This window comes from Blautia sp. TM10-2 (assembly GCF_003480845.1).
Taxonomy (GTDB): Bacteria; Bacillota; Clostridia; order Lachnospirales; family Lachnospiraceae; genus Fusicatenibacter; species Fusicatenibacter saccharivorans.
Window position 1 is genome coordinate 37,516 of record NZ_QUJZ01000013.1, and the last position, 18,147, is coordinate 55,662.

General features: G+C 45.9%; 12 protein-coding genes. 1 reads left to right on the forward strand and 11 read right to left on the reverse strand.

All coding sequences use genetic code 11. The features are described 5' to 3' along the window. Nucleotides 1-141: 141 nt before the first annotated feature. From deoC to DXD92_RS13780, 11 genes are all read right to left on the reverse strand, one after another. Complete coding sequence (gene deoC, locus DXD92_RS13725) at nucleotides 142-828, reverse strand: deoxyribose-phosphate aldolase (RefSeq protein WP_055220244.1); 687 nt, start codon at nucleotides 826-828, stop codon at nucleotides 142-144. After that, the gene (locus tag DXD92_RS13730) at nucleotides 825-1,544 is read right to left on the reverse strand and encodes a GntR family transcriptional regulator (RefSeq protein WP_055220242.1); all 720 of its coding nucleotides are present in this window, start codon (nucleotides 1,542-1,544) and stop codon (nucleotides 825-827) included. Before DXD92_RS13730 ends, deoC begins: the two co-directional genes overlap by 4 nt. Nucleotides 1,545-1,838: 294 nt before the next feature. Next, entirely contained in the window at nucleotides 1,839-2,540 is a 702-nt protein-coding gene (locus DXD92_RS13740; protein WP_173816457.1) for a hypothetical protein, read from the reverse strand. Nucleotides 2,541-2,780: 240 nt separating this feature from the next. Beyond that, nucleotides 2,781-4,136 carry a C40 family peptidase gene (locus DXD92_RS13745; protein WP_117510092.1) on the reverse strand — a complete coding sequence of 452 codons (1,356 nt, stop codon included), beginning with the start codon at nucleotides 4,134-4,136 and terminating at the stop codon, nucleotides 2,781-2,783. Between the two features lie 197 nt (nucleotides 4,137-4,333). Then, nucleotides 4,334-5,404: a BMP family ABC transporter substrate-binding protein gene (locus DXD92_RS13750; protein ID WP_147398502.1), complete on the reverse strand. Its 1,071-nt coding sequence runs from the start codon at nucleotides 5,402-5,404 to the stop codon at nucleotides 4,334-4,336. 165 nt (nucleotides 5,405-5,569) lie between these two features. After that, nucleotides 5,570-8,314, reverse strand: coding sequence for a hypothetical protein (locus DXD92_RS13755; protein WP_118640753.1), 2,745 nt, complete (start codon nucleotides 8,312-8,314; stop codon nucleotides 5,570-5,572). 187 nt (nucleotides 8,315-8,501) lie between these two features. Then, complete coding sequence (locus DXD92_RS13760; RefSeq protein WP_055267749.1) at nucleotides 8,502-10,187, reverse strand: formate--tetrahydrofolate ligase; 1,686 nt, start codon at nucleotides 10,185-10,187, stop codon at nucleotides 8,502-8,504. Nucleotides 10,188-10,425: 238 nt separating this feature from the next. Then, nucleotides 10,426-11,934, reverse strand: coding sequence for a carboxylesterase/lipase family protein (locus DXD92_RS13765; RefSeq protein WP_055267694.1), 1,509 nt, complete (start codon nucleotides 11,932-11,934; stop codon nucleotides 10,426-10,428). Nucleotides 11,935-11,945: 11 nt separating this feature from the next. Continuing rightward, nucleotides 11,946-12,839: a carbohydrate ABC transporter permease gene (locus tag DXD92_RS13770; protein ID WP_117801541.1), complete on the reverse strand. Its 894-nt coding sequence runs from the start codon at nucleotides 12,837-12,839 to the stop codon at nucleotides 11,946-11,948. 11 nt (nucleotides 12,840-12,850) lie between these two features. After that, entirely contained in the window at nucleotides 12,851-13,774 is a 924-nt protein-coding gene (locus tag DXD92_RS13775) for an ABC transporter permease (protein ID WP_055267750.1), read from the reverse strand. A gap of 144 nt (nucleotides 13,775-13,918) precedes the next feature. Beyond that, nucleotides 13,919-16,195, reverse strand: coding sequence for a helix-turn-helix transcriptional regulator (locus DXD92_RS13780; RefSeq protein WP_158579602.1), 2,277 nt, complete (start codon nucleotides 16,193-16,195; stop codon nucleotides 13,919-13,921). A 241-nt stretch (nucleotides 16,196-16,436) separates the two neighbouring features. Between DXD92_RS13780 and DXD92_RS13785 the strand changes: the two genes are divergently transcribed. Continuing rightward, nucleotides 16,437-18,101 carry an extracellular solute-binding protein gene (locus tag DXD92_RS13785; protein ID WP_055267699.1) on the forward strand — a complete coding sequence of 555 codons (1,665 nt, stop codon included), beginning with the start codon at nucleotides 16,437-16,439 and terminating at the stop codon, nucleotides 18,099-18,101. Nucleotides 18,102-18,147: the final 46 nt, after the last annotated feature.

Sequence of the window (18,147 nt, forward strand, 5' to 3'; positions counted from 1 at the left end):
CTTTTGCTCTCCTTTCAGATTGTTAATGATTTATCGATTCCTATGATTCGAATATATCACTAATAGGTTACTAATTCAACAGAAAAGTCACGGAATATCGTAGAATATTCCGTGACTTTTTTATAGCTTTTGCACAATAGATTACTTATAGATACTTTTTATCAAATTCTGTACCGACCGCATTCCCATACCGAAACGGCTACAGCCGGCTTTCTGCATTTCCTGTATAGTTTCCAGACTGCGGATTCCACCGGCGGCCTTGATCTGAATGCGACCGGCGGCTTCACGGCTCATGATTCGAACCTGCTCCACGGTGGAAGGACAGCCGGGATACCATCCGGTGCTCGTCTTTACATAATCCGCACGGCCTTCCACACACAGATCCACTGCCTGGCAGATTTCCTGCTCCGTCAGCTGCGGTGCCTCGATGATCACCTTAAAAATCGCCGAAGGCACCTGCTCCCGGATGGCCAGAAGTTCTTCTTTTACATAAGAAAATTCGTGGCTTCTGAATGCCGTAAGATTCATCACCATGTCGATTTCCCGGCAGCCAGCCTCCCACAGTTCTTTTGCCTGCCGCTTCTTCTGTCCGGTCGTATCTCCGCCGCCCGGAAAGCTTACCACGCCTCCCGCATGGATTTCTCTGGTGTCCTGCAGCCGTTCTGCCACATGGGCGCTGAACGCCGGCAAGGTAAACACAGCAGCCAGACGATATTTCTTTGCCAGCTCCACCATCGCATCAATTTCATCCATTGTATGAAATGCCTGTACACAGCTGATATCAATCTGCCGCATCAGTTTCTTCTGTTCTTCTGTCTCATCGCTCATTTACTCCGTCCTTTTCCCGAAATCTCCACCTCGTACTTGCTTCCGATGATCCGCACGTGGTCAATGCTCACCGGCCGGTTCTGCCAGTAGGTGACTCTGTGCACCACAAGAAGCGCATCCTTCGGCTCCGTTTTCAGAACCTGGGCTTCCATAAAGGTCGCGGATTTCGCTGAAATTCTGTCTCGTGTCTCATCAATCTGCAAGCCGAATTTCTCCTCCAGAAACTGATACAGCGCTACAAACTGATTCTCATACGCCTCGATGCCAGGGACTTTCGCATATTCGATATAATTTTCCATCAGCGTAACAGGCTCTTCATCCGCAAGCTGCAGCCGCTGAATCCTCGCCACGCTGGTTCCCTCCGGAATTTCCAGTTCATCGGCGAGCTGTTTGTCCGCCGAAATGATGTCGATCATCATATCTGACGTCGTTACCCGATATCCTTTTTTCATCAGGGATTCCGTGACCGATGTGACCTTGTTATAATTCTGAATTGCCTTATGATTCAGCACCCTCGTTCCAGAACCCTGGCGAACCTCAACCAGTCCCTCCTGCACCAGCATCTTTACTGCATTCCGTACCGTAGTACGGCTGACCTGATAGATTTTCTCCAGTTCACACTCCTTCGGCAGAAATCCCCCGACAGGATATGTTCCCTTATTGATCTCGTTTTTCAGTCTGCTGTAAACCTTCACATAAGCCGGTGCATTTTTCATCTTCTTCCCCTCCCGTGAAATATCAATATCCGCTTTTTGATCCTTTTTGCAGTATACCATATTTTGACGGCACAATCGAGTCCCAAAGAAGAGTTCCTGTTTTCTGCTTTGTCACCGACACATACTCTGCCAGACGCACAGAAAAAAGGCAGACGCATGTCATTTCTTTATGACTCACATCTGCTCTGCATGAATCTTCTTTTTTCTGCTGTCTGCGAAATACTTCCATTCTCCAGAAGCAAATCTCTCTTTCTGCGGTGTAAATTTTTGTTACAAATTTTTTATTGTTCTTTTCTATTTTTTCGTATCAAACCGCATCACCGCCATGTGCACCACGTACGGCACCAAGATGACCGGGATTGCCAGGTATGCCAGGATGCTGTACACCTTCTGGATCAGCGTCAGCAGACCAAACTGTGCGATAAGGAAGTCCGCGATGCAGCAGACAAGCGCGGCAAGGATCTGGGTGCGGCTGATTTTGCCTGCGGTTTCTGTTCTGCTGCTTCGTTCAGCGAGACCGGCGTGGATTCGTTTGACCATGGCGGCAACCATGTTGACGGCTGTGGATACGGCACCGAGGATGATCAGTACGGAAATCAGCGGTGTCATGAATTTACTGCCGACGCCCTGCTGAACCATAAATAATGTCGGGACGCTCTGCTGGATCATTTCCGGGTTCTGGTATACGGTCATGATTCCGAGGACGACCATGATCATCAGAAGGGCATTTAATACGGCACCGACTGCCATGCTCTTTCCGGCATCCTGCGGTTTTTCGAAGGATTTGGCATGCTGGACGAAGACTGCGACATTGGCAAGCTGGAAGGTTCCGTAGAGGAATGCGGCGTACAGGGCTTTGCCGAATGGGAGGTCTGCGGTTTTCATGGCGTTTACAGTATCGCCGATCTTTCCGGCTCCGGCGATGATGTTCGGGACGTAGACGATCAGCAGACCGGCGATAATGCAGATGGACAGCACTGACGCTACTTTCCGCACCAGATCCGTTCCGAATACCGAAACGACGAAAATAATTTTCCAGTTTCATAACGATTCTCCCTTCTTCCTAACAAGCAAAAGGGCATACTGACCTTCTGTTGGTCAATACGCCCTTGTATCTCCGATGTGCTTTAGTATATCACAGTTTTAACGCGAATGCACTCAATTTTAAGCAAAACGCAAAAGATCCCGGGATTTTTCTCTCCCGGGATCTGAAAATTCTTACTATGTAATTCTTTTTTAAACCACACGTCTTACCGCAAGAATCGTGGTATACGCTGCGTTGCTGCTGATCTTGATACCGTCGCGCTCATTGCTTGCGTGTACGATTGCACCGCCGCCGATGTAGATGGCTACGTGGCCGCTGTAGCAGATAATATCGCCCGGCTGAGCCTCTGCATAAGATACACCGCGTCCTACACCACGCAGTGCACTGGAGGAATGCGGAAGGTCGTATCCGAAGTGTGCGTAAACGCTCATGATAAAACCAGAGCAGTCAGCTCCGTTGGTAAGGCTTGTGCCGCCCCATACGTATGGATTTCCAATAAACTGTGTTGCATAGGATACGATGGCACTTCCGGTTGCGCTTCCGGTGCTGCTGGAGCTGCTGGAATCATCCGAGCTGCTGGTATCGCTGGACGAAGAATCATCGTAAGAGCTTCCTCCGTTAGACGGTGTTGTTGTCGTGGTGGAGCTTCCTGTGCTGGACGGTGTGTTGTCTGCCGTTGTTGTATTATTTGCAGCACTGCTTGCGGCTGCTTCTGCTGCTGCCTGTCTTGCTGCTTCTGCCTGGCGGGCTGCCTCGGCTGCTTCTGCTGCCTGACGGGCCTCTTCGGCTTTTCTTGCTGCCTCTTCGGCTGCAATCTCCTCCTGGATCTGCTGGATCTTTGCGTTCTGCTCTGCCAGTACTGCGTTGTACTGTGCAGCCATGTCGTTCAGGTCTGCGATCTGGTTTTCGTAGTCATCGGAAACGGCTTTTTTCTGCTCAAGCATTGCCTCAAGGGACTGCTGCTGTGCTTCCTGCTCTGCCTCACTGGCTTCGAGATCTGCTTTTTCATCTGCAAGCTGATTGCTGTAGTCTGTTACCTGCTGTACAAGATCCATGTACTCCTGCAGGCACTCTCTGTCGTATTTGTATAACTTCTGGGTGTACTCAGCCTGGTTGAGAATGCTGCTTAAATCTTTTCCCTCCAGAAGAAGTGCTGCCCAGCCGTTGTCTCCGCCGCTCTCATAGAGGAACTGGATTCGTTTTTTCATCAGCTCGTACTGCTCGTCCTCTTCAGCCTGGGACTGTGCCAGTTTTTCCTGTGTTGTTTCAATTTCTGTCTGTTTCTCTGCAATTTCATTTTTCAGATTTTCCACGGATGCCATGGTTACAACAAGCTGTGCGTCCAGGTCATCAATCTCGCCGGTAATCTGATTCTTTTTGGTTTCCAGATCGTCGATTTCTGCTTTTGCGTTGTCAAGCTGTGCGCTGGTCTCTGCCTGTGCTGCCTGCTGCTGCTGTAACTGCTCCTGTTTCGAGGCGCTTACTGTCATTACCTGAGCTGCACTTACGATCACTGCTAAACTTAAGGCAAGAAATTTTTTTCTCATTCTTTCACTCCCAAATTGATTCGTTGTATGTAGGTTTCTTTGTTTCAGGTTTCCCTGTTTCTTAGAAATTCAATTATTCTGTAACAATTTTGAAATATTTTTCCCAATTCTTTTACATAATATCACAATTCACAAATGGATGCAAGGAAAAATATCCCGACTTTTTGTAAACAATTCGTGAACAGTAACGATACATGTTATTTTACCTTCTGTACACTCACACAACTCAATTTGTATTGATCCGGCGAGGAAAGCGCATCGCCGTCAGGGATTGAAAAGTCCTCTGCGGAGAATTTCGCACAGAGTGCCCGGTACTGATCCTCTGTAAAGTACGGCACCGCATCCTGATTCCATTCCAGACTGATTTCCTGATCGGCCACGCCGCGCGTTACAATTTTCCCGCCTTCAAAATCCTTTTGTTTCATTTCTTTTAACGCATTGTAAACTGCAGTTCCATAATCCAGACGTACTTTCAACACGGCATTGGCGTACTCCTCCACGCCGCCGTTTGCGATCAGTGCTCCGCCTGCCGCAGATGCTGCTGCGCCAAGTACATTCTGATACGATGCACCGTCCGAGAAGAGAATCTGTCCGCCCTCACCATACCAGCTTTTGATTTTTTCCAAATACGACGGTGATACGCTGCTGCTTTTCCGATACGTATAATCCAGCGTGATGCTGTTTTCTCCAAGTCCCAGATCCGCAGCGGCCGCCTCTGCACCGAGTGCATAACCTGTCCCGTACTTTGTTCCGTTCTCTTCGTTTTTCTGTCCGATATAGCCCAGGTGCGTGTAGCCGGCCTGTACTGCCGCATATCCTGCCAGGTAGCCGGCCTCTGATACATCAATTTCCAGGCTTTCTGTATTTCCGCGGAGACGGCTGCGGCCGCTCTCACTGACCGGTTCTGCCTCCAGCAGCAGAAAACGGACATCCTTCCAGTCGCGCTGTGCATCGTAAACGGCGCGGCTCATGCTCGTTCCGGCACAGACGATAACGGATGCTCCCTTCTGCGCCGCCTCTTTGATGGTGTTTTCATAGTCCTCTGTTGTCCGTCCTGCCGGAACACTTGCTTCATATTTCAGACCGCTCTCGTCTCCATACTGCGCAAGACCGTTCCATGCTGACTGATACACGGCATCGGAAGCTACCTCACTGCCGTCGGTTACCAGCACCAGATCCACTGGTTCCGCCTTTTCTTTTCCGCAGCCGCCCAGCAGCAGCAACGACACTACGCCAAGACAGAGCGCCCATTTCCAGCTCTTTCGCATGTTTACTCCCCTTGTATTTTTATTTTCCAGATTTTTTCTTTTGTATTTCTGATCTGCGTCTTTCACGCACCTTCTAGTATAGACAATTCCAGCGCAAAAAGAAAGAGAGAATACACGAACTACAAAGTTTTTTTGTATTCTCTCTTATTTTTTATAGAAGATATTTTACTGGAACAGATCGTTCAGGATTTCTGCCGGTTTCTTCCTGCGGTAGCCTTCACTGTCACTTAAGATACTGCTGCTCCAGGTGAAATGATTCACACCGGTCAGATAGGACCGGTCAAGAACTTTTACACCATACCGCTCATACGCAACCGGATAATACATTTTCATGTATTCATTTGCCAGCTCAATAGCTTCACTGTTAATGCTTCCTGTTGAAGAAACGGTTCCGCCAAGCTGAATATACGGCGGTGTCGCATGAATGACAACCACGCTGCCGTCCGAGCACTGGCCAATGACAATCCAGACATGACCGCTCTTGCTGACCACATCACCCGGCGTAAATTTCTGGGACGTATCGCCTGTCACGCAGGTTCCCCAGCCTTTTCTTGCAAAGTAGGCCGGCATTCCAGTGGAGGTTGTCGTTGCATACTCTTTCGTCACCTGATGTGCGGTCCATCCGACATAGCCGGAACAGTCAAGACCTTTTCCGTACTCATACAGATGATCGGAATAGTTGTAGGTGGAATTCTGTGTATTGAAGAATTGTTTCCACTGCGCATTGACGCCGTAACTCTCTGCCTCTGCGTCTGTGTGGCCGCCTCCCCAGATATACAGGGTGTTTCCAAGCGGAAGCAGTGCATTTTTCAGAAAGTTCCGTACGGTGCGGACACCGATCTGCGCGGACGGTTCAAATCCGTCCGGACTCTGTACCAGCTTGCCGTCCTCATCGAACACATACGTTTTTCCGTCGATCACCTGTTTTCCGGTTATCATGCCGCCCCAGTTTCGGAAATAGTATGTATTTCCGCCAATCGACTGCCAGCCGATTGCCATTTTCGAGTCAGATCCAAGGTAATAGAGGTTATTATCATAGGTAATAAACGCATTCTTGTACATGCCGCCCCAGCTTCTCGGATAATAATAGTTATAATCCCAGTATACCCAGCCGCTTGTCGCCATAACGCCGTTTTTGTCTACATAATAATAGTTTCCGTCGTACTGAAACAGCTCGTCATCTCTTCTGGTTCCATTGGCGTTGATCCAGTAATGCGTTCCGTCCAGAAGCAGCCAGCCCGTATGGCTTGTGCCGTCCTCATCGAAATAATACGTTTTTCCGCCGTTCTGCACCCAGCCGGTGGCAAATGTTCCATCTGAATTGGCATAGTATGTTTTACCGCCGATGGTAAATGTCTGATCATGGTACAGACCGCCCCAGCTCTGGAATGCGTATTTTGTTCCGCCGATGGTATGAATTCCGGTGTACATGCCGCCCCAGCTTCGGAAATAGTAGCGGTTTTTGTCGTAGGTGATCCATTCAGACGATGCCATCGTACCGTCTTCTTTCATCCAGTACCAGTTGTTGTCATATTTCACCCAGCCGGTCTGAAGCGACGTATCCTTGTTGATCCAGTAATACGTTCCGTTGGTCAGATACCAGCCCTCTTTTGTAATCTGCTCGCCGTCTTCCAGAAAATAGTATTTCTTTCCATTGATATCGCAGACACCTGTATAGAAGGTTCCGTCATCCTTTGCCCAGTATTTCTTTCCCTGCCAGGTAAAAGATTCGTTATGGTAAACGCCGCCCCAGCTGTGGAAATAATATCTTGTTCCGTCAACCTCTTTCATTCCGGTGTACATCACACCGTCACCGTCGAAATAGTATCGGTTGTTGTCATACGTGATCCATTCAGATGCAGCACGTGTGCCGTCCGCTTTCAGCCAGTACCATTTGCCTTCCAGCTTCAGCCAGCCGGTCTGAACAGAACCATCCTGATTGATCCAGTAAGTCTGATCTCCCAGCTGAACCCAGCCGGTCTGGCTGGCATGATAGATCGATCCGTCATTCTGCGCTATGTAGGTTTTTCCTTTTACGGTAAAGAAGGTGTTTCGATATACACCACCCCAGCTCCGGAAATAATACTCGTTTCCTCCGATGCTCTGGAAACCGTTTTTATAAATGCCGCCCCAGCTCTGGAAGTAATACAGATTGTTGTTGATTTCTTTCCAGCCGGATGCCATCATGACACCATTATCATCAAACCAGTACCAGTTATCATCGTACAGCAGCCAGCCGGTCTGCAGGACGCCGTCTTCTCTTACCCAATAATATGATGTGCCTTTTTTCAGCCAGCCTTTTTGTGTGATCTGCGCTCCCGTAGTATCATCAAATGCGCAGAGATCACCATGTCCATTCATTGTTCTGACTATTCCACGGGCAACGATACCATTTTCCTGTACATAATACATTTTTCCGCTGATGCTGAGATACACATTTCTCTGAATGCCGCCCCAGCTCTGGAAATAATAAAGGTTTCCATCTACTTCCTGAAAACCATTTTTATAGATTGCTCCGTCTCCCTTGGCATAATAAAAATTATTATCGTATGTGAACCAGCTGTTTTCTGCCATGCGGCCGTTCCGGTCCGGATCCAGCCAGTACCAGTTTCCATTCCGGTAAAGCCATCCTGTTTTCAGCTGTCCGTTCTCATAAAAATACCAGCCGCTGTCGCCTGCCTTAACCCAGCCATTCTGACTGGCCCGCACAGCAGCACCGCTGTCCTGTGAAGCCTGTGTCTGCGTTTCACTCTGTATCCCGCTCTGCTGATCCTCTGTCTCCACAGACTGGTCCATCACCGTGCTGCTCCCCACAGCACTCGCGGAAACAGTCGTCGGATGTACGCTGAGCATCAGCACCATAAAAAGTGTACCGCCCAGAAGACTTCTCAATTTTTTCTTCGATGTCATTGGCAAGTAACTCCCTTACTATATTATATCTGCTTTTCTCTCCATGTTACCATTAGAAATTATATTATCTTTTGTAATATTTTGCAATAAAAACGTAAAAAAAGAGACATTCACGAAGGAATGTCTCTTTTTTTCTGTGTTTTATTTCATGCTTTATTCTGTCTTTTCAAGACGATATCCTGTGTTATTAGAACAGTCCTGTAATCTTTCCAGTAGCGTCTACATCGATACGCTCTGCTGCCGGAACTTTCGGCAGACCTGGCATGGTCATGATGTCACCGGTCAGGGCTACGATGAAGCCTGCACCTGCGGAGATTTTCAGGTTACGTACGGTAACTTCGAATCCGGTCGGTGCACCGAGTTTGGTCTGATCGTCGGTCAGGCTGTACTGGGTTTTTGCCATACAGATCGGGCAGTTGCCAAATCCGAGAGCCTCTAACTGTTTTGCCTGTTTCTGTGCATTTGCGGTCAGAACCACTCTGCTTCCGCCGTAGATCTTCTGAACGATGGCGTTCAGTTTCTCTTCGATGGAGCCTTCCAGATCGTATGCATAGGTGAAATCGTTCGGCTGCTCGCAGAGACGGACAACTTCTTCTGCCAGGGCTACGCCGCCCTCGCCGCCTTTTGCCCATACCTCGGACAGAACAACGTTAACACCGAGCTCTTTGCATTTCTCCTCAACCAGCTTCAGCTCTGCTTCGGTATCGGTCGGGAATGCATTGATGGCAACGACACATGGCAGTTTGTATACGTTTGTGATGTTGCTTACGTGTTTCAGAAGGTTCGGCATACCTTTCTCCAGAGCTTCCAGGTTCTCGCCGTTCAGTTCTGCTTTCGGAACGCCGCCGTTGTATTTCAGGGCACGAACGGTTGCTACGACTACAACTGCGTTCGGTTTCAGGCCTGCCATACGGCATTTGATGTCGAGGAATTTCTCAGCACCAAGGTCAGCACCGAAGCCTGCCTCTGTGATAGTGTAATCTGCTAATTTCAGGCACATTTTGGTTGCTGTTACAGAGTTGCAGCCATGTGCGATGTTTGCGAATGGTCCGCCGTGAACAATGGCCGGTGTTCCTTCCAGAGTCTGTACCAGGTTTGGTTTCAGAGCGTCTTTTAAGAGTGCTGCCATAGCGCCTTCTGCGTGCAGATCGCCTGCGGTTACCGGTTTCTGCTCAGCTACTTTTCCGTAGGTATATCCGATAATGATTCTGGAAAGTCTTTCTTTCAGATCTGAGATGTCGCTTGCCAGACACAGAACTGCCATGATCTCAGATGCTACGGTGATATCGTAGCCGTCTTCTCTTGGCATTCCGTTTGTCTTTCCGCCAAGGCCGTCTACAACGCTTCGAAGCTGACGGTCATTCATATCTACGCATCGTTTCCAGGTGATCTTTCTCGGATCGATATTCAGAGCGTTGCCCTGGAAAATGTGGTTGTCGATCATAGCTGCCAGCAGGTTGTTTGCTGCGCCGATTGCATGGAAGTCACCGGTGAAGTGAAGGTTGATATCCTCCATCGGAACAACCTGTGCGTATCCGCCGCCTGCTGCTCCGCCCTTTACGCCGAATACCGGTCCAAGGGATGGCTCACGAAGTGCAACCATTGCTTTTTTGCCGATTTTGGAAAGTCCGTCTACCAGTCCTACGGATGTTGTTGTTTTTCCTTCTCCTGCCGGTGTCGGGTTGATCGCTGTAACAAGGATCAGTTTTCCATCCTCCGCATCGGTGTCTTTTAACAGGTTGTAATCAATTTTTGCTTTGTACTTTCCGTACTGCTCCAGATATTTGTCATCAATACCTGCTTTTTCTGCGATCGCTGTGATCGGCTGCATGGTACATTCCTGTGCAATTTCAATGTCTGATTTGTAACCCATTGTTTTCAAATCCCCTTTCTTTTTTCCGCTTTGTCCGCCGATTGATAGCCATATTTTACCATGTTTTGTAAGATGATTCAATTGATAATTATTTATTTCACAATCTTTATACGTTTTGTACCAAAAAATGCAGAAAATTCCGCCAAAAGGCGGAGCGGAGAATTTTTCCCTGGAATTTGTCTTTTTATGTAGAAAAGGAACCTGCTTTTTCTGCCCAGGTTCCTTTTCTTTCAGCCTTTTATGCATGTTCCAGCATAATTTCTTTTAAATACCGCTGTACTTCCAGTTCTTTGATTTCTTTGCATTCTGTCTTTTCCGAAAATACCATGTTCTGAGGATTCTCCGGCTGATATGGCTTCCATTCCGGTACACCCTCTCCATTTGGATTTTTCTGTTTTGCAAAATTCGCCCAGCTTTTTGTCATAACTCTGGAAATATCATAATCCGTTCCCGTCATTGGACGCCAGCAGCGTGCAACAGTTCCAAATACATACCACAGCTCGGAGGAATGGAAGGATCCTGCCTCGTTCCCTGGAAGATCGTGGTCAAACAGATACAGATAGCACGGTTTATGATCATGTCTGATATTCAGCTCACACAATACTCTGTTTTTTACCATCCAGGAATGGCTTTCCTGAATCGCGCGCATAATGTCTTCTTTTTTCTCTACCTGCAGCAGTTCCAGGTATTTTTCCGCTGCAGGTCCCATCATCTGACGCTGCTGTTCTTTCCAGACTTCCGGGTCTTCCGGTACGCCGAATACCAGAGTCCATTCCCCGGCGGTGTTTCCAATCATCATCGGCAGATCCGGGTAATTTCCCTGATAATAACTGTCGGATACTGCCTCATCCAGCAGATAATGATCGATCACCGTTCCCATCGGATATTTCATAAATCCCTTCATCATAACTGCCATTAGCTCATCTGCACTCTTGCCGCGCAGTTCGTCTATGGAATGGCATCCTGCATCTTTCATAAATTCAGCGCCCTGTTTTTCTGCTGTTTCCATCGGTTTCTGCCCCATGCCTGGATCCGGCCAGTTGATATCCGCACAGCTCATAATAATACTTCCGGCAATATCTCCTCTGGTAAGCGGTGACACAAGCATTGTCTGCACACTGAATGCACCCGCAGACTGTCCAAAAATTGTAATATTATCCGGATCTCCGCCAAACGCACCAATGTTTTTTCTTACCCATTTGAGTGCGGCAATCTGGTCAAGATGACCATAGTTTCCAGAAACACCATGCTCACTTTCTTTTGCCAGATCCTCGTGGCAGAGGAATCCAAGAACGCCCAGACGATAATTAAACGTTACCAGAATCACGCCTTCTTTGCAAAAAGCTTCTCCGTCAAACTCCGGTTCAAATCCATATCCACCTGTGAGTCCGCCGCCATGTACCCAGAACAGAACCGGCAGTTTTTTCTCCTCCTTCACTTCCGGCGTCCAGATGTTCAGGTACAGACAGTCTTCACTCATATCTTCTGCGGACTGGAAAAATTCATCACCATACAAACTGCCTTTCGGGTGGCGCATCTGCGGCGCAATCGGTCCGAAATGATCTGCATGATAAACGCCTTCCCACTTTTCTGTTTCCTGCGGCTCTCTCCAGCGGAGCTCTCCAACTGGGGCTTTTGCATAAGGAATCCCTTTAAATACCGTATACTGTGGAATATTTCCCGGAATCCCCTCAATTTCTCCTTTTTCTGTTTTCGCAATTCGATTGACTTTTTCGTAAAATTCCATGATCTTCCTCCTTAGCCTTTGATTGATCCTACCATAACACCCTTTTTAAAATACTTCATAACAAACGGATAAAAACATAAAATTGGAACAGATGCCACCATAATGGTGCAGTATTTTATAATTTGCTTATAAGAATCCGCAAGTCCTGCAAGTTCTCCTGAAGATGCGGATGTTGCCGAACTTGTATCGTTTCGGATCAGTACTTCCCGCAGAATCAGCTGCAGTGGATATTTGTCCCGGTCTGTCAGGAAAATGGATGCATTGAACCAGGAATTCCAGTTTGCAACTACATAGTACAGCGTTACTGTTGCAAGCGTTGCTTTTATCAATGGAAGAACAATCTTAAAAAGTACAGCAATTGGTCCTGCCCCATCCAGACGCGCAGATTCTTCCAGTTCTTTCGGAAGCGTTGCCATTGCCGTTCTGACCAGAATAAGGTTAAATGCGCTGACACACGTCGGAAGAATAACCGCAAGGCGGGTATTGTACATTCCAAGGCTTCTTACTACCATATAGAACGTGATAATTCCTCCGCTGAACATCATGGTAAAGGAAATAATCAGCATCAGTGCATTCGACCAGAGCAGATCGCTTTTCGAAAGCGGATACGCTCCCAATACAGTAATCAGCATTCCAAGTGCTGTCGATGCAAACACATAAAAAAGAGTATTTCCATAGCTTCCCATCAACTGTCTTGTCTGAAATACCAGCTTATATCCCTCCAGCGTAAAACCATGTGATTTTAAAATCAATCCGCTCTGGTTCATGACCCAGTTGGGATCAGAAACCGATGCAAACGCCACATGAAGAATCGGCAGCAAACATACAACTGCAAGAAAAATTAGAACCAGATAGTCAAATACAATAAATATTTTTCGCGCCAGAGACGTTTTTGTTTTTTTCATGTTTTTTCCTCCTAAAACAGACTTGTTTCCGAGTACTTCCGGCTGATAACATTTGCACTTACAAGCATAATGAAGTTAATCACAGAGTTGAACAGACTGACAGCCGTACTGTATCCATAGTTAAACTCTTCCAGACCTTTTCGGTAAACAAAACTGGAAATAATATCTGCGGTTTCATAAACCTGAGGGTTATATAAAAGAATGGTCTTCTCATATCCAACCGACATGATGGAACCGATTCGCAGAATCAACATAATAATAATGGTGGAGGAAATTCCAGGCAGTGTTACATGCAGTGTCTGTTTCCAGCGGTTTGCTCCGTCAATTTTTGCTGCCTCATACAGTTCCTGATCCACGCCGGAAAGTGCTGCTACATAAATAATACTTCCAAAGCCAAGTCCCTGCCATAAATCCGAAACAATGTACAAAGGACGCCAGCACGCCGGATCGGATAACAGATTTACCTGTTTTCCACTAAAAAAGGTAACGATCTGCGACAGGACACCTGTACTTTTGGTAAAGTCTACAATGATACCTGCCAGAACGACCATGGAAATAAAATACGGCATATAGGTAATCATCTGTACACCTTTTTTGAAAATGGAATCCTTCAGTTCATTCAGAAGCAGCGCAAAAATGATCGTGAGCGGAAACTCAATGATCAGCTGCAACATACTCAGCACAACCGTATTCCGAATGACACGCCACGCAAATACCGATTGAAAAAAGTCTTTAAAATTTTCCAGACCTACCCATTGGCTTCTGAGAATTCCAAGTTTTGGCTTGTAATTTTCAAATGCCATCAGGATGCCTCCCATTGGAAGATATGCAAATACGATAAAAAATGCAATCAACGGAACCGCCATAAGATACAGCAGTTTGTTTTTCTTCCAGTCTTTTACGATTTCCTTCCTTGTAAATTTTTTTGTTTTCATATGTGCTCCTTTCTTCCCGCCGGACTTATCATTAATCTGATTGTATCGTCTTCCCTGCCGGTTCGAAAGAACCACTTTTTGTGGCTTCCCTCCTTTTTCTGCTGCTTTTTTATGGCCTTTTCTTGTGGTGGTACTCATTTTCTGCTATTTCTGCACCATAGTTTCCCGATATTGGCCCGGAGTCACTCCTTCATACCGTTTAAACGTACGAATCAATGCTCTGGATTCCACATATCCTACCTTTTCCGCAATTTCCTGCACGCTCATTCCCTGCATCAAAAGTTCTTTTGCCTTCGCAATCCGCACGATATGAATGTTGTCTCTCACACCAATTGACGTTACTTTTTTATAGTTTCTGCTCAGATGTGATGTTGACAGATGGAACTTTTCCGCCAGATACTGCACATCCATCTGCGGGTCTGCATAGTTTTTCTCAATGTAACTCTGCACTTCCCATACCCATGGAAAGCCTTCTTTCTCCGTTCCCTTCTGATAGGAAATAATTTTTTCAAACAGAAGATCAATTTTTTCCCTGATCTCCTGCAGTGATCTTACATTAGAAAGTGATTCCAGAATCTCACCGATCTGTCTTGCTTCTTCCGTGCTGTTTTTCTCGAGCTGATCCACATGTGGAATTCCTTCCAACAGATTGCTTACCAAACCATAAATTTTGTATCGCTCCAACTGAAAGTTTTTGATTTCTCCCTGTTCCACCATATTTAACTGTTCTGTCAGCAGTTCATACGCATTCGTGTAGTCTTTGATGGACAGCAGATTTAAAAAGCGTTTCTGAATATCCAGCGAAATAGAATCTTCTTCCAGCGCTTTCCTGGATTTGCTGTCACGATAGTCTAAAATATTCGGAATATCCTTTTCCCAGAAAGTCTTATAGTTTGCCATTTCCTCCGCATTTAAAAACAGCTCTGGAATATCGCTTAGCTCACTGCCCTGGCCTCCGCGGAACACACACAGTTCTGCATGAATAACATCCTTGTGGAAATCAACGATCTGGTTCAGCAGCTGATTGAGTACATCAGCCTCTTCCACCGGCTGACAGATACACAAGATCATTCTGTCATGACGAAATGCAGCCCCTCCGTTCTTACAAAGCAACTCCTCAATAACATTTTGACTTACAAACAACAGCAGATCATAATCTACCGTACCATTCACACAAAATGTAGATTCTTCGATCTCCCTGTATTGGAACATCATAAATTCGAACGGAGCATTTTTTAATGAAATCTCATATTTACTCAGTTTTTCCTGTACTTTTTTCTCATTGATATTACCTCTGCACATGGAAAACAGAAACTCATCTTTTTGCTGCTGCATACTTCCTCTTAACTGTTTCTGTATGTCATGCAGCCTATACTCATAGACAAGCATTGTTTTTTCCAAGGATTTCATCATTTCAGGATAACTGTCTGCTCCATCCATCCGAAACGTATCCAGAATCTCCTGGATTGGTTCTGAAAATGCTTTACTGTAATGCCATGCCAGAAAAACGCCTGCCAACAGGCTCATCAGAACAGCACCCGCAATAATGATAAAATATGTTCTGTTCTGCTGATAAAAAATCGACATTGGAATAGAAAAATAATAGTTCCATACTCCGCTTTGGGAAGATATTCCCATTGTAATATATCGTTTTCCCTGTATTTCCTGCATCACAGGTTCGGAATTGCACACAATCTCTTCATAACTGTTCTGCTGCAGCACATCCTGTCCCTCCGGAACGGTACCAATCATCAGGGAGCGATCTCCGTTTGCCATGCAGCAAATACTCTGCTCAATATAGTCACTCAGGTTTAATATTTTTTCAAACTCTCTGACAGAAACAAACGTAATAACTACACCAGCCCGATGATAGCTTTTATCCAAAATTGGGTTTAAATGGATCAGTACCGCACTTTTTGTGCCCGATTTTAAAATCTGATATGCTCCCTTATTTCTTTCCAGGGAAACCAGATTCTGAAATTCTTCTTCAGAAATTCCTTTCTTTTTCAAAAATGCATCCAAATTTTCGTCCTGGTACCGATAGTTTCCAGTAAACACAGCGTTGCTGTTTTTAAAATACAATACCGTTTCTGCTTCACTTTGCTGCATCGTATTTTCATTGCGCAGAACCTGATTCAATTCTGTATACTTCAGCTGATACTCCGGCTGCTCATCTTCCAGTTCCGCTATTTCCTGAACAATCGGATGATCCGCCAGAAGCTGGCTGATCTTTGAAATATTTTCCAGCCGAATGTCCATCTCATGCTGTACCTGATTTAATAATGCAACCTGCGCATTTTTCGTATTGCTCTTAAAACTCTGATAGGAATAAAAAGAACAGCCAATCAGTACAATCAACAGGATCATCACCAACACCAGATACGTTTTCATCACGGATAAAAATATTTTTTTCTCTTTCATCTTTTGCATCCCCCATGCATTTTCTTCCTTAAATTATAGCACGCACCCCCGGAAAAGTCTCAAAATTGCCCAAGGATCACGCAAAACGGCAATCAAAACACATTCTGGCAATTCTGATTCTGACGGCAAACTGCACCTGACGCAAAAACTGGTTCTTTTCTTTTTTCCCACCTTTCTCTTATAATACAGGTAACGTGCACGAACATTAGAACGAAAATCAAAAGAAAAGGAGATTTCAAGTATGAAAAAAAGAATACGACAGGCTATACGCATGGGCGCCTTATTACAGAGCGTTGTTCTTCTGGCAGGATGCGGTGCTAACGGCAGCACTTCTTCCGGCAGTTCCACCTCTGCTTCTTCTAATACTTCTTCTGCAGCTTCTTCTGTAAGTTCTGACACTTCTGCTGCAGATACTGAAGTTTCTCTTCCATTAGTGGATGAGAAAACAACATTAACTCTCTGGACTCCTATGGATGCCAATGCTGCAAGTATTGTAGATTCTCTCGGTGATACAGAATTTTTTCAAAAGCTGGAAGAAAAAACGAATGTACATATTGAATTTCAGCATCCCGCCATTGGAGACGAAGCATCTGCTTACAATCTTATGATCGCAGGCGGCGAACTGCCGGATATGATCAAAAACAGTGGCCCTTCCTATGTTTATCCTGACGGTCTTGATGCCGCTGTAGACGATGGCTATTATATGGACCTGACAGATCTCATCCAGAAGTATGCTCCTCATTATATGGCTGCTCTCGAAAAGGCCGGAGAAGAAGATGAAAATCTGAAGCGCAGTGCTTATACCAATGACGGACGTATGGTCGGTATCTATCAGATCATGTCAGAACAGCAGGGACCATATGCCGGCATGTATGTCCGCAAAGACTGGCTCGATGACCTCGGTATGGATACTCCGGTCACCTACGATGACTGGGAAACCATGCTTACTGCTTTTAAAGACCAGGAAGGTGCAACTGCTCCGCTGACGCTTTCTTATACTGGATATGATGTATTTGCCAATGCCTTAAATGCCGGTTATGGAGTTTCCAATACTTTCTATCAGGAAAACGGCGTTGTTAAATACGGACCGATTGAAAGCGGCTGGAAAGATTATGTTGAAATGATGCATCGCTGGTACAGTGAGGGATTAATTGATCCTGACTTTATGTCTACAAACGCAGTCCTTCCGGACAATGCAATGGTTACCACAGGAAAAACCGGTGCATTTTGCTCTATTTACACATTAATCGCAGCATACGAAGGTGCAAACTCAGATCCAAATGCCGAGTACGTTCCTGTTCCTGCCCCGAAAGTAAATGCTGAAGATACTGTAAAATTAAATATGTATTATCTGCTCGGTCCGTGCATCACAGTTTCCGCAGATTCTCCAAATGCCGAGCTCTGTGTAAAATGGCTGGATTATCTCTTCAGCGAGGAAGGTGCTCTTTTAGCCAACTATGGTACCGAGGGCGATACTTTTGAATATCAGGAAGACGGAACTCCAGTTTTCACCTCCAAAGTAACTGCCAACGAAGATTATACTTTTGCACAGGCAATGGCTTATTTCACTATGCCACCTTCCCGTGTCTGCCTGCAGGACTGGAAACGTGAGCTTGCCGCCGTTCCGGAAAAAGATCTTGTTTCCTATGATATCTGGGCAGAAGCTGGCACCGAAAACTGTCTGCCTGATGTCAGTGCTATGGGTATTTCTTCAGACGAAAACAAAGAATACAGCAAAATCATGACTGATGTTACGACAATTGTAAACGAAAAAACATCTCAGTTTATCACAGGTGTTATTTCTATGGATGAATATGATGATTTTATCGCTCAGCTGAAGCAGATGAATGTTGATCGTGCAGTAGAAATTGTGCAAACCGTTTATGACCGTTTCCAGGCAAGATAATCGAATCATACATCACTCTTTTGTAGTCTCTCTCTGAATTAACAAA